General features: G+C 63.2%; 12 protein-coding genes and 1 pseudogene. 12 read left to right on the top strand and 1 reads right to left on the bottom strand.

Annotated features, from left to right (window positions below; all coding sequences use genetic code 11):
* Position 1 precedes the first annotated feature (1 nt).
* The 7 genes from V8Z65_RS16500 (at position 2) to panC (ending at position 6,001) form a co-directional block, all read left to right on the top strand.
* A complete protein-coding gene (locus V8Z65_RS16500) occupies positions 2 to 817 on the top strand; it encodes an ABC transporter permease (RefSeq protein WP_338721238.1) in 816 nt (271 codons plus the stop codon).
* A complete protein-coding gene (locus tag V8Z65_RS16495; RefSeq protein ID WP_338721237.1) occupies positions 814 to 1,545 on the top strand; it encodes an aspartate/glutamate racemase family protein in 732 nt (243 codons plus the stop codon). The genes V8Z65_RS16500 and V8Z65_RS16495 overlap by 4 nt, the downstream gene beginning before the upstream one ends.
* Entirely contained in the window at positions 1,542 to 2,357 is an 816-nt protein-coding gene (locus V8Z65_RS16490) for a GNAT family N-acetyltransferase (protein WP_338721236.1), read from the top strand. The genes V8Z65_RS16495 and V8Z65_RS16490 overlap by 4 nt, the downstream gene beginning before the upstream one ends.
* A gap of 58 nt (positions 2,358 to 2,415) precedes the next feature.
* Positions 2,416 to 3,006, top strand: coding sequence for a pseudouridine synthase (locus V8Z65_RS16485; RefSeq protein ID WP_338721235.1), 591 nt, complete (start codon positions 2,416 to 2,418; stop codon positions 3,004 to 3,006).
* Positions 3,007 to 3,115: 109 nt separating this feature from the next.
* On the top strand, positions 3,116 to 3,934 hold the full coding sequence (gene panB, locus V8Z65_RS16480) for a 3-methyl-2-oxobutanoate hydroxymethyltransferase (RefSeq protein WP_338721234.1): 819 nt from the start codon (positions 3,116 to 3,118) through the stop codon (positions 3,932 to 3,934).
* A 4-nt stretch (positions 3,935 to 3,938) separates the two neighbouring features.
* Complete coding sequence (gene coaBC, locus V8Z65_RS16475; RefSeq protein ID WP_338721233.1) at positions 3,939 to 5,150, top strand: bifunctional phosphopantothenoylcysteine decarboxylase/phosphopantothenate--cysteine ligase CoaBC; 1,212 nt, start codon at positions 3,939 to 3,941, stop codon at positions 5,148 to 5,150.
* Positions 5,147 to 6,001 (top strand): pantoate--beta-alanine ligase, encoded by an 855-nt coding sequence (panC, locus tag V8Z65_RS16470; RefSeq protein WP_338721232.1) that lies wholly within the window; start codon positions 5,147 to 5,149, stop codon positions 5,999 to 6,001. Before coaBC ends, panC begins: the two co-directional genes overlap by 4 nt.
* Before the next feature lie 158 nt (positions 6,002 to 6,159).
* Here the strand turns inward: panC and V8Z65_RS16465 are convergent, their stop codons facing one another.
* Positions 6,160 to 6,561 (bottom strand): YciI family protein, encoded by a 402-nt coding sequence (locus V8Z65_RS16465; protein ID WP_338721231.1) that lies wholly within the window; start codon positions 6,559 to 6,561, stop codon positions 6,160 to 6,162.
* Between the two features lie 168 nt (positions 6,562 to 6,729).
* On the opposite strand from V8Z65_RS16465, the gene V8Z65_RS16460 reads away from it, so the two are divergent.
* The 5 genes and pseudogenes from V8Z65_RS16460 (at position 6,730) to V8Z65_RS16440 (ending at position 12,626) form a co-directional block, all read left to right on the top strand.
* Positions 6,730 to 7,791 carry an aldo/keto reductase gene (locus V8Z65_RS16460; protein ID WP_338721230.1) on the top strand — a complete coding sequence of 354 codons (1,062 nt, stop codon included), beginning with the start codon at positions 6,730 to 6,732 and terminating at the stop codon, positions 7,789 to 7,791.
* Position 7,792: 1 nt separating this feature from the next.
* The gene (locus V8Z65_RS16455; RefSeq protein WP_338724057.1) at positions 7,793 to 8,467 is read left to right on the top strand and encodes a fumarylacetoacetate hydrolase family protein; all 675 of its coding nucleotides are present in this window, start codon (positions 7,793 to 7,795) and stop codon (positions 8,465 to 8,467) included.
* Positions 8,467 to 9,558: an AAA family ATPase gene (locus tag V8Z65_RS16450; protein ID WP_338721229.1), complete on the top strand. Its 1,092-nt coding sequence runs from the start codon at positions 8,467 to 8,469 to the stop codon at positions 9,556 to 9,558. The genes V8Z65_RS16455 and V8Z65_RS16450 overlap by 1 nt, the downstream gene beginning before the upstream one ends.
* A gap of 280 nt (positions 9,559 to 9,838) precedes the next feature.
* A pseudogene (locus V8Z65_RS16445) lies at positions 9,839 to 11,614 on the top strand (cation:proton antiporter); the annotation flags it as partial.
* A gap of 583 nt (positions 11,615 to 12,197) precedes the next feature.
* Positions 12,198 to 12,626, top strand: coding sequence for an Rrf2 family transcriptional regulator (locus tag V8Z65_RS16440; RefSeq protein WP_220305017.1), 429 nt, complete (start codon positions 12,198 to 12,200; stop codon positions 12,624 to 12,626).
* Positions 12,627 to 12,716: the final 90 nt, after the last annotated feature.

Raw genomic sequence — 12,716 nt, 5'->3', positions numbered from 1 at the left:
GATGAGCGAAAAACGCAGCCCCGGCTTTTATGTTCTGGCCGCCTTCTTTGTCCTGTTCGTGCTATTTCTTTATGGCCCCCTTTCGGCGGTGTTCATCCTGAGCTTCCAGGGCCCTTCCGGGGGGCTGACCTTCCCTCTCAATGGTGTGTCGCTGCACTGGTTCTTCAACCTTTTCGAGCGTCAGGCCGTGGGCGATTTTGGCGCCAGTTTCGGCCGCTCCTTTGCGCTGGGGCTGATGGTGATGGCCGTAACGGTGCTGGTCTCGCTCTTGGCGGGACTGGCATTCCGGCGGCGGTTCTTCGGCGCGACGCCGCTATTTTACCTCACCATTGCCAGCCTGGTCGTACCCTCGATCATCGTCAGCCTGGGCATCGGCGTGCTCTATCAGCAGGTGGGTATTCGCCCCGCCTGGTTCAGTTCGGCCTTTGGGGCGCATCTGACCTGGACGCTGCCGTTTGGTGTGCTCATCATGTTCGCGGTCTTCAACCGTTTTTCGCCGAGCTATGAGGAAGCGGCACGCGACCTTGGCGCTTCCTCCTGGCAGACATTCGCCCATGTCGTTCTGCCCATGATCGCCCCAAGCCTGATCGGCGTCGGGCTTTTCGGCTTTACCCTGTCCTATGACGAGTTTGCGCGGAGTCTCTTGACCTCGGGCAGCGCCAATACTTTGCCGCTCGAAATCTATGGCATGACCACCAATGTCACCACACCCGTGCTCTACGCGCTGGGTACGGTGACCACATTGTTCTCGTTCCTCGTCATTCTAGGCACGATCCTGGCCATCAGGTTGGTGCAGAACAGACGGCTGCGCGCATGACACGTCTGCTTGTTGTCAATCCCAACACCACGGCCAGTATGACCGAAACCATCGACGCGGCTGCCCGGCAGGCAGCGGCACCGCAAACGGATGTGAAGGCGGTAACCAGCGCCATGGGGCCGGTTTCCATTGAAGGGTTTTACGACGAGGCTTTTGCCGTGCCCGGTCTGTTGGCGGAGATCGCGACCGGCGAGAAAGCCGGGGCCCAGGCGGCCATTATCGCCTGTTTCGACGATACCGGGCTCGATGCGGCCCGGGCCATGGCGGGTATTCCCGTGCTGGGGATTTGCGAGAGTGCGTTGTCGCTGGCCGCCATGGTCGCCAAGCGGTTCACCGTGGTGACCACAATGGAGCGCTCGCGCGTGCCGATCGAGGAATTGGTGGATCGCTACGGCATGGGGCGCAAGGCGCATGTGCGAGCGGCCAATATATCGGTGCTGTCGCTCGAAGACCCCAATTCGGGTGCGCGCGACAAGCTCCGGAGCGAAATCACCCGCGCCATTGCCGAGGACAATGCCGAAGCTATCGTCCTGGGCTGTGCGGGCATGGCCGACCTGGCGCGGACCCTGCAGGCAGAATTCGGCATGCCGGTGATCGACGGGGTGGGCGCGGCGGTCAAGCAGGCCGAGGCCCTGGTGGCGCTGGGGCTATCGACATCCAAGCGCGGGGCTTATGCTGGACCGGTCTCCAAACCCTATGCCGGCATGATGGCCGAATTCGCACCGTGACAGTTGATATCCGCACACTTGACCTCGACGACATTGAAACACTGATCGATTGGGCTGCTGCGGAGGGCTGGAATCCGGGCGTCGTGGACGCCTCCGCCTTTCATGCGGCTGATCCGAAGGGTTTTCTTGGCGCCTTTGTCGATGGCGTCATGGTGGCCGGCATTTCCGTGGTCGCCTATGACGACGATTTCGGCTTTCTGGGGCTTTATATCTGCCATCCCGATTTTCGCGGGCAGGGCTATGGCCGGGCCGTCTGGGATGCGGGCATGACCTATCTGGGCAACCGCATTGTCGGGCTCGATGGCGTGCCCGAACAGCAGGCCAATTATCAGCGCATGGGCTTTGCCGCAGATTACGAGACGGTCCGCATGGGCGGCGTCTTGCGGCGCGTTGCGGCCCGGCATTGCCACATCGAGGTGCTCGACAGCGTCGAGCCCGTGCGCGATGTGGACCAGGCCTGCTTTCCGGCCCGACGCGACAGGTTCCTCGAGGCCTGGATTTCGCCGCCGCACCAGGCCCTGGTGGCCATGCGCGATGGCCAGCCCTGTGGCTATATGGTCGTTCGCGCCTGCCGCAAGGATCGCAAGATCGGGCCACTCTTTGCCGCGGACCTGGCGAGCGCGCGCGATCTCATCGGTGCCATCGAGGGGGTGGTGCAGATCGATGTGCCCCAGTATCAGACTGGCCTGCTTGCCGAGCTGGACGCGTTGGGCTTTAGCGCGCAATTCCGCACCGCCCGCATGTATCGCGGCCCGGCACCGGCGCTGCGGCGCGAACAGATTTTCGGGGTGACCTCGCTCGAACTGGGCTGATGCCGCTGGGGCCTTACCCTGGGCGTTGACTTTGCCGACCCCGGCGGCCATTCCGGGCTTGTCCTTGTCTTTAATTGTGCTGGTTTCGATGGCGCGGCTGATCCTGTTCAACAAGCCTTTCGGGGTGCTGTCGCAATTTACCGGGGGCGGGCCGGGCGAGACGCTGGCTGACTTCGTCAAGGTCCCCGGCGTCTATCCGGCGGGGCGATTGGACAAGGACAGCGAGGGCCTGCTGCTCTTGACCGATGACGGGAAATTGCAGGCGCAGATTTCCGCACCGCGCTACAATAAGGAAAAGACCTATCTGGTTCAGGTGGAGGGGGTTCCGACCGAGGCGGCGCTTGTCCAATTGCGCGAGGGCGTGGTGCTCAAGGATGGGCCGGCCCGCCCGGCCAAGGCCAAGCTGATCGATCCGCCGGAATTGTGGGAGCGCGATCCGCCGGTTAGATTTCGCAGAAGCGTGCCCGATAGCTGGATGGCGCTGACCATTACCGAAGGGCGCAACCGGCAAGTGCGGCGGATGACGGCAGCGGTGGGGTTTCCCACTCTTCGGCTGGTGCGCTGGCGGATTGCGGACTGGACGCTGGAGGGGATCGCTCCCGGGCAATGGCGCGAGGTGCGTGCCGGCATAGGGACGCAGCGCCGCTGAGCGTCAAGCGCATAGCACCAATGAAGGGCTGGCGCTGCGCCTCGGTTTGCCCTATCTCCCGCGCAAAAGGCCGGACCATGTTGGCGCCGGCAGGGTTGGAGGACTGAAAGTGTCGACCCAGACCCCGAACAAGCGCCTGACCACGCGCGATATTGCCGCCATGCGGCAACGCGGCGAGGCGGTGGCCATGCTGACCGCCTATGATGCCACCATGGCCGCGTTGGTCGATATGTCCGGTGCCGACATGATCCTGGTGGGCGATAGCCTGGGCAATGTGGTGCTTGGCCATGAAACCACCTTGCCGGTGACGCTCGACGACATGATCCGCCATGCTGCTGCCGTCAAACGTGGGTCGCACCGGGCATTGCTGGTCTGCGACATGCCCTTTGGTTCGGTGACCAATCCGGATAGCGCGCTCACCAATGCGGTGCGTATCATGAAGGAAACCGGGGTCGAGGCGGTCAAGCTCGAAGGCGGGATCGCCATGGTTCCGACTGTTGAGAAGCTGGTGGCCCATGGCATTGCCGTGGTTGCCCATATCGGGTTGACGCCGCAGCATGTGCACCAGATGGGCGGCTATTACATGCATGGCAAGGACGAGGCCTCGGCCGGGCGGCTGCGCGAAGAGGCGCGGGCTTTGGAAGCGGCTGGGGCCTTTGCCATTGTACTCGAATGCGTCACGCCGGCGCTGGCCGCCGAGATCACGCATATGCTGACCATTCCCACGATCGGCATCGGTTCGGGCAAGGATTGTGCCGGCCAGGTGCTGGTGATCAACGACCTGATCGGACTCAATACCAGCCCGCCACCCAGTTTTGCGCGGCCGCGGGCCGATGTGGCCGGCATGGTCAGAAAAGCGGTTGGAGAATATGTGGCCGAGACCAAGGCCGAGCGCGGTCCGATACCGCTCGTGCGGCGGGTCGATTGACGCCATGGCCAATATTCTGATCGCCATTTCCGGTTCGATTTCAGCCTATAAGGCCGCCGATCTGGTCTCCGAACTGGGCAAGGCCGGGCATCAGATGCAGTGCATTTTAACCAATAGCGCCAAGGAGTTCGTCTCTCCGCTGGTGCTCGAAACGCTTTCGGGGCGCAAGGCGCGGTTTGAGCAGTTCGGGCCCGATGTTTCGGGGACCGAGCATATCGATTTTGCGCGCTGGGCTGATCTTATGGTTTTTGCGCCGGCGAGTGCTAACCTATTGGCACGACTGGCTTTAGGGCTGGCCGATGACCTGCCTTCGACCGTGGCTTTGGCGACCGAGGCGCCGATCCTGATTGCGCCGGCGATGAATACGGTCATGTGGGAAAAACCCATTGTACAACAGCATCTTGCGACGCTGGTAGAGCGCGGCGCGAGCGTTGTGGAGCCGGCATCGGGGCTATTGGCTTGTGGCGAAGTGGGCATGGGCAAGCTCGCGCCGGTGGCCAATATCGTTGCGGCCATTGAGGCGATGCTGCGCCCGGAGGGGGTCCAGGACCTCGTTAATGAACGTATTCTGATCACCGCGGGCCCCACGACCACGGCCATCGATGCGGTGCGCTATATTACCAATCATTCCACCGGCCGCATGGGTGCCGCCATGGCCGAGGAAGCGCTGCGGCGCGGCGCGATGGTCGATTATGTGCTGGGCGTGGACAAGGGCGTCGTGCGGCCCAAGCCGCCGCGGGGGACCGAGAACCGTTTCCATCTGTTCGAAGTGCGGACCGCCGAAGAAATGGCGGAGGCAGCGCTCAAGGCCCTGCCGGGTACGACAGGCGTTGTGGCCACGGCGGCGGTGATGGATTATTCGGTTGCCTCGCCCTCGGCCAGCAAATTGAAGCGCGCTGCCGATGCGATTGCGCTTGATCTGGTGCCGTCCACCGATGTGCTGGCGAGCTTGAAACAGGCGGCCAATGGCCAATGGTTCCTCGGCTTTGCGGCCGAAACCGATGATGTCGAAGCCCATGGCGCCGGCAAGCTCAAGGCCAAGGGGCTCGATTTCCTTTTTGCCAATGCAGTGAGCAAGCTCGGCGATCAAGGCCAGACCGGCTTTGCCGTGGGCACCAATGCGGGCGTCCTGCTGTCGGCCAAGGGTGCGCGGCACGAATTGGCGCTGGGTCCCAAGGCCGAGATCGCCCGACAGATCTGGGACATCATCGCATGACGCTTGTTCTTCGTGACAAGGCCAGCCTCAGGGCCTGGCGCGCCAAGGTGACCGAGGGCACGCGGCTGGGCTTCGTGCCGACCATGGGGGCGCTGCATGAGGGCCATATGAGCCTGATGGCCCGGGCGCGCGAAGCGGCGGACCTCGTCATTGCCTCGATCTTCGTCAATCCGCTGCAATTCGGGCCCAATGAGGATTTGAGCCGCTATCCGCGCCCCATCGAAGCCGATATCGACAAGCTCGAGGCGGCGGGCGTGGATGCGCTGTTCCTGCCTTCGGTGGAAGATATGTATCCCCAAGGCGCCTCGACCCTGGTCGAGGAAACGCTGGTTTCGGGGCCCCTTTGCGGCGCCGTGCGGCCGGGACATTTCCGCGGCGTCACCACGGTGGTGCTCAAGCTCTTCAATCTGGTGCAGCCACATGTGGCCGTGTTCGGGCAGAAGGATGCGCAGCAATGCGCCGTCATCGAGCGCATGGTGCGCGATCTGGATGTGCCGGTTGAAATTCTGCGCGGACCGATCGTGCGGGAGGCCGATGGATTGGCGCTGAGTTCGCGCAATGTCTATCTCTCGGCGGAGGATCGGGCAGCGGCCCCGCTGCTTCACAAGAGCCTTGAGGCGGTGGCGGAGGCCTATGCGGCCGGCGAGCATGATACGGAGAAACTGGCGCAGATCGGCCTTTCCGTCCTGGCCAGATCAGAGCGCATCAAGGCGCAATATTGGGAAGTGCGCGACCCCGAAAGCCTGGGGGCCATTGCTACCGTCGGTATGCGTGGCGCCCTGCTGGCAGTTGCGGCCTATCTGGGCACGACGCGGCTGATCGATAATCTGGTGATCGGGCCGGAGGGGTAGGGCCAGATGTTGTCGTTCCCTTCTCCCCTGAGGGGAGAAGGTGGCCCGAAAGGACCGGATGAGGGGTTCAGTTCTGCGCCCTTGCTGATGGGTTCTCACCCCTCACCCCAACCCTCTCCCCTGAGGGGCGAGGGAGTTTAAGCCGGTGCTCGCGCTGCTTACTCGGCGGCGACGTTGAGCATTTCGGTGCTGGCCAGTTTGTTGTCGCCGAAAAAGCGCAGGGGGCGGATTTCGTAGGAGCCGGTGCCGGGATTGGCCTCGGCCAGCTCGCGGGCGAAATCCAGCGCCTCGTCCATATCGGCGCAATCGGCGACATAGAAGCCCAGAAACTGTTCCTTGGTCTCGGCAAAGGGGCCGTCGAATACGGTTGGTTCGCCATTGGACTTGCGCAGGGTCTTGGCCTCGTCGGTGTTCCAGAGGCGGACCACGGGCCCCATCTTGCCTTTGGCTGCCATGCCGGATTGAACGTCCAGCAGGCGCGCTATGCAGGCGTCGTCTTCTTCCTGGGTCCAGGTGGAGACGACATTTTCTTCATTGTAGCAGAGAATTGCGTAGAGCATGGGAATCTCCTCAGACGTTTTGGGAGGAGACTATGCCAATAAGGCCGGCAATTCCAATATGGCCTGCCCCGGTCCTGCGCCGGGCGGGCGAGGAGATTTTCAAGGGCAAGATTGACCCGACTCCCCCGCCCCTTTAGTCCTTAGCCTTGCGGAACAAAGGAGGAATCCATGGATTATCGATATCTGGGACGTTCGGGACTGAAAGTCTCGGTGCTGACCATGGGGACCATGACCTTTGGCGGATCGGAAAAGATCGGCAATACCAGCCCGGAAGATGCGGCGCGACAGGTGGATATGTGCCTGGATGCCGGGATCAATCTCTATGACACGGCCAATGTCTATAATGCCGGGGTCTCCGAGGAAATTCTGGGCGATGTGCTCAAGGAGAGCGGGCGGCGGCAAAGGGCGCTGGTGGCGACCAAGGTGCGCTTCAAAATGGGTGACGGCCCCAATGAGATCGGGCTGAGCCGCCACCATATCATCGCCCAAGCCGAGGCGAGCCTCAAACGCCTCAAGACCGATGTGATCGACCTTTATCAGGTGCATGAATGGGACGGGATGACACCCGTCGAGGAAACCATGGAGGCGCTCGATAGCCTCGTGCGCTCGGGCAAGGTGCGCTATATCGGCTGCTCGAACTATTCGGGCTGGCACATCATGAAGGCGCTGATGGCCGCTGAAAAAGTGCATGGCCAGCGCTTTGTTTCCCAGCAGATCCATTATTCGCTGCATAGCCGCGACGCCGAATATGAGCTGGTGCCCATTACCCAGGACCAAGGCCTGGGCATGCTGATCTGGTCGCCGCTGGCCGGGGGATTGCTGTCGGGCAAATATCGCCGCGACAGCGGGCCGGAGAGCGGGCGGCATGTCGGGGGCTTCCGTGAGCCGCCCGTCTATGATTGGGACCAGCTCTATTCCGTCATTGACGTGCTCGTGGCCATTGCCGAGGCGCGCGGTGTCTCCGGCGCGCAGGTGGCGTTGAGCTGGCTATTGGGCCGGCCGGGTGTGACCTCGGTCATCATCGGCGGGCGCAATGAAAAGCAGTTTGCCGACAATATCGCCGCAGCACGGTTCAAGCTCAGCGACGACGAGCGGGCGCGGCTCGATGCGGTCAGCCGTCCGCCGCTGCTTTATCCCTATTGGCATCAATCCTTTACGGCGCAGGACCGGTTGAGCGCAATCGATCTCGACCTGATCGGGCCCTATGCCGAGGAGTTCAAGCGTGGCTGACCTGGTTATTCCCGCGCCGCAGCCGGTGTTGGTGCCGGTGCAGGGCGGCGGCTTTTTTCCGGTGCGGCGCATCTATTGCGTCGGTCGCAATTATGCCGAGCACGTCAAAGAAATGGGCAATGATCTGCGCGATCCGCCATTCTTTTTCGACAAGCCCGCCGATGCGGTGGTGATCGATGGCGCGCCAATCGCCTATCCGCCGCAAACGCAGGACCTGCAGCACGAGATCGAGCTGGTGGTGGCCATTGGCAAGGAGGGCGCCGCGATCGGCGAGCACGACGCGCTCGATCACGTATTCGGCTATGCCGCCGGGCTCGACATGACGCGGCGCGACCTGCAGGCCCAGGCCAAAAAGGCCGGCCGGCCCTGGACCATGGCCAAGGGTTTTGACCAGTCTGCCCCTATCGGCACGATTGCGCCGGCCAGCGCCATCGGCCATCCGGCGCGTGGGGCGATTACGCTCAGCGTCAATGGCGCAGAGCGGCAGCGGGGCGACCTTGCCGACCAGTTATGGAACGTGAGCGAAACCATAGCCTTTCTCAGCCGCCTGGTGACGCTCAAGGCCGGTGACCTGATCATGACCGGCACGCCGGCCGGGGTCAGCGCGGTGCGGCGGCGCGATGTGCTGGAAGGCCAGATTGAGGGTGTCGGTACGGTCGCGACGGTGATCGCCTGATGCCGCCGGTCTGGTCGAGCCAGCAGGATGCGGCACTGGTCGCGGTTTCGGCCTGGCTCAAGGACAAGAACGGCCCTCAGGTGTTCCGCCTGTTCGGCTGGGCGGGCACCGGCAAATCGACCCTGGCGGTGCATCTGGCGCAGGATGTCCGAAGCGTCAAATATGCCGCCTTTACCGGCAAAGCGGCCATGGTTATGCGCAAGCGCGGCTGCAAGGGCGCGCAGACCATTCATAGCCTGATCTATACGCTGGTGAGCGAGAAGGAGGGCGAGCCGCGCTTCGTGCTCGACCCCGAAAGCCCGGCGGCCGATGCCGACCTGATCGTCATCGATGAGGTGTCGATGGTGGATGAGCAACTGGGCGCGGATCTGCTGAGCTTCGGAGTCAAGGTTCTGGTGCTGGGCGATCCGTTCCAATTGCCGCCGGTGCAGGGGGCGGGGTTCTTCATCAATAAAGAGCCCGACATCATGCTGACCGAAATCCACCGCCAGGCGGCGGACAATCCGATCATCCAGCTCTCCATGGCGGTGCGCGAGGGCGGCTTTCTCGAGCACGGCCGCTATGGCGAAAGCGTGGTGGTGGGGCGCGACCAGGTGGATCGGGACGCGGTGCTGGAGGCCGACCAGGTGCTGGTGGGGCGCAACAAGACGCGGCTGACCTATAATGACCGCCTGCGCGAATTGAAGGGCCTGCCCTTTCACGAGCCGGTGGTGGGCGATCGCATGGTGTGCCTGCGCAATAATCCGCGCAAGCGCCTGCTCAATGGGCAGATCTGGATCGTCACCGACGCCACACGGCGCTCGAACGGCAAATGGAGCCTGCTGCTGGCCGATGACGAGGGCAAGGGCGAGGCGCGGGTTTTGACCCACAAGGCGTTCTTTTCGGGCGAGGAGGATGCCATGAGCTGGCCCGAGCGCCGGCAATTTGACGAGTTTACCTTCGGCTATTGCCTCACCGTCCATAAGGCGCAGGGCAGCCAATGGGACAATGTTTATCTCTTTGACGAGAGCTTCGTGTTCCGAGAGGAGCGGGCGCGCTGGCTCTATACCGGGATCACGCGGGCGGCCGAGAAGATTACGATTGTGAGCTGAGGCGCGGTCCGTGTAGCGGATGAATGGTTTCGGGCGCGTTTTTTTGGCCCGGGTCCGCCATTCGAGCATAGCTCTCGTGGCCTTTGACCCTAAAATCGCTCCACTGGAGCGATTTTGCCTTCGGCACGGGTCAAAGTTCCAACATACTTGACCTGATCTATAGAGCTTGCCGCGTGACCGATCCGAATGGCTGATATGTCATTGGCAGGGAAAGCTTGCGCTGCCCGGGGAAAATACCCCATTGTTTTAATCGAGATAACCGAACGGCCCGGAGGCGTTGATGCACCACGATACCCCCCTGATCTCCACGATCGTCGCGGGTCTGGTGCTGGCCTATATTTTCGGCATGGTGGCCAATCGGCTGCGCATGCCGCCTTTGGTGGGGTATCTGTTTGCCGGCATTATCGTGGGGCCCTATACGCCGGGCTTCATTGCCGATCAGGCGCTGGGGGCGGAGCTGGCCGAACTGGGGGTGATCCTCCTGATGTTCGGCGTGGGCCTGCATTTCTCGCTGAAAGACCTGATGAGTGTCCGGGCGCTGGCCATTCCGGGGGCGGTGGCGCAGATGGGCTTTGCCACGCTTCTGGGCATGGGGCTGGGGCTGATGCTGGGCTGGGAGCTGTTCGGCTCGATCCTCTTCGGTCTGGCCTTGTCGGTGGCCTCGACCGTGGTGCTGCTCAAGGCGCTGCAGGACCGGCGGCTCATTGAAAGCGAGCGGGGCCGGATCGCGGTAGGCTGGCTGATCGTGGAAGACCTGGCCATGGTGCTGGCGCTCGTGCTGGTGCCGGCCATTGCGAGCCTTAACGGCGCGGTCGAGGGTGTGCACGACCCCTTCGTGTCCTTTGTCACCCGGCTTTTGGGTATCGATATCGGCATCTGGGGCATTCTGGGGCTGACCCTGCTCAAGGTTGCTGCCTTTGTGGGCTTCATGCTGGTGGTGGGGCGGCGGATCATTCCCTGGGCCCTGCATGGCACCGCCCATACCGGCAGCCGCGAATTGTTCCGCCTGGCGGTGCTGGCCATTGCGCTGGGCGTGGCGCTGGGATCGGCGGTGCTGTTCGGCGTGTCGCTGGCGCTGGGCGCGTTCTTTGCCGGCATGATCCTTTCGGAAAGCGAGCTTTCCCACCGTGCCGCGCAGGAGACGCTGCCGCTGCGTGACGCCTTTGCGGTGCTGTTCTTCGTGTCGGTGGGCATGTTGTTCGATCCCACCATTATCGTGACACAGCCGCTTCTGGTGCTGGCCACGGTGTTCATCATCGTTATCGGCAAATCGCTGGCTGCCTTCTGGATCGTGGTGTTGTTCCGACGGCCGGTTTCGACGGCGCTGACCATTTCCGCCTCGCTGGCGCAGATCGGTGAGTTTTCCTTCATCCTGGCCAGCATGGGGGTGGCACTTGCCATTCTGCCCTCGGAAGGGCAGGACCTGATCCTGGCCGGGGCGCTGATTTCCATCGTGCTCAATCCGGTGGTGTTTTTCGTGCTCGACCTGGTCAAGCCGCGGCTCGAGGCCCGGGTGGCGCGGCGCGATGAGAGCGTCGAGCCGGCCGGCGAAACGCGGATGGAGCCCTCCATGGCGGCTGAAGGGCCTGCCACGACCGACGCGCCATCGGAAGGTGCGGTGGATCGCGGTGCGCCGGGCGCTGATGACGATACGGGTGAGCCCTCGCACCAGACCGGCCATACCGTGCTGGTGGGCTATGGGCAGGTCGGGCGCATCGTGGCGGCCGGCATCAAGGCCGACGGCGGCGGGCTGGTGGTGATCGAGGATTCCGATCATGACGTGGCGGCGGCGCGGGCCGAAGGATTTGAGGTGATCTTTGGCAATGCCGCCAGCGAAGATGTGCTCAAGCTGGCAAACCTGGCTCAGGCGCGGGCGCTGCTGGTGGCGATTTCCAATGGCTTCGAGGCCGGCTCGGTCTGCGAAAGCGGGCGCAAGCTCAACCCCGATATCGCCATTATCAGCCGGGCCTATTCGGAGGAGGAAGAGACCTTCCTGCGCGATCTGGGCGCCACCACGATCATTCGCGGCGAACAGGAAATCGGCAAGGGCATTCTGGCCTTCCTGCGCGGCGCGGCGGGCGCGGACAATGCCGGTGTCGACCTGCCCGAGGACTCCAAATTGCCCACGGCCGAGAATATCCTGGCCAATGCGGCCATGGGTGCGGCCCTGACCGAAGCGGCGCTCGGTGAGCAGCCGGACGAGGTCAAGGACGCGGCGACCGGTGAGCCGGGCGAAGCCAAGGCTACCGATCCCTCCAAAGAGGCGGACGAGGCCGAGGCGGAAGCGGTGACGCCTTCTGCCGAAACTGGCGAGAAGGCGGAAGCCGAGATTGCCGTGGTCGATGCGGCGCCCCTTGCCGAGGCCGAGCCGGAAAGTCCTGCGGACGAGGACGCGGAAGCCGAGATGGTGGTGCCGCCGGCGGTGATCGAGCCGATTGTCGAAACGCCCTCGGTGGGTGAGGCGCCGGCCGAGATCGACGAGATCGTCAGCCTGCCGGAGGCCGAAGAGGGGCCGGAACGGGATGAGGGCGGCGGCGGCGAGGATGATGAGTCCGGGCCCGGGCAGGACGCGGGTCAGCCCGTGCCGCCGGTCGAGCCGGAAAAGAAGGACTGATGGCGGTCAACGCCTGGGGGGACGCATGATATCGCAAAAGGCGAAATATGCCTTGCGGGCACTGGTATCGCTGGCGCGGGCCGGACGCGGGCAGAGCCGGATGATCGGGGAGATTTCCAAGGATCAGGCGATCCCGAAGAAATTCCTCGAACAGATTTTGCTGGAATTGAAGCGCGCCGGCCTCGTCAATTCGCGCCGCGGCCGCATGGGCGGTTATGAGCTGCTCAAGGCGCCCGAGGAAATCACCTATGGCGAAGTGCTGCGGCTGATCGATGGGCCGATCGCGCCTTTGCCGTGCCTTTCCAAGATCGCTTACAAGAAATGCGTCGACTGCCAGGACGAGGGGTCTTGCGAAATCCGCCATGTGTTCGAGCGGGTGACGCTGGCGACACGGGCGGTGCTCGATCAGACGAGCCTGGCGGATTCGCTCAATCTGGAAGATTTGCCGGTTTAGTACGGCTCGGTTGCCGATGCCGCCGGTCCTTTCCCCCTCAGGCGAAAAGGCCATGAGAGCTATGCTCGAACGGCGCATTGTGGTCTTTGC

Origin of the sequence: Devosia sp. XK-2, assembly GCF_037113415.1 — a bacterium.
In the GTDB taxonomy this organism is placed as follows: domain Bacteria; phylum Pseudomonadota; class Alphaproteobacteria; order Rhizobiales; family Devosiaceae; genus Devosia.
Note: the sequence above shows the minus strand (reverse complement) of the source record. Positions and strands in the feature narration are given on the sequence as shown.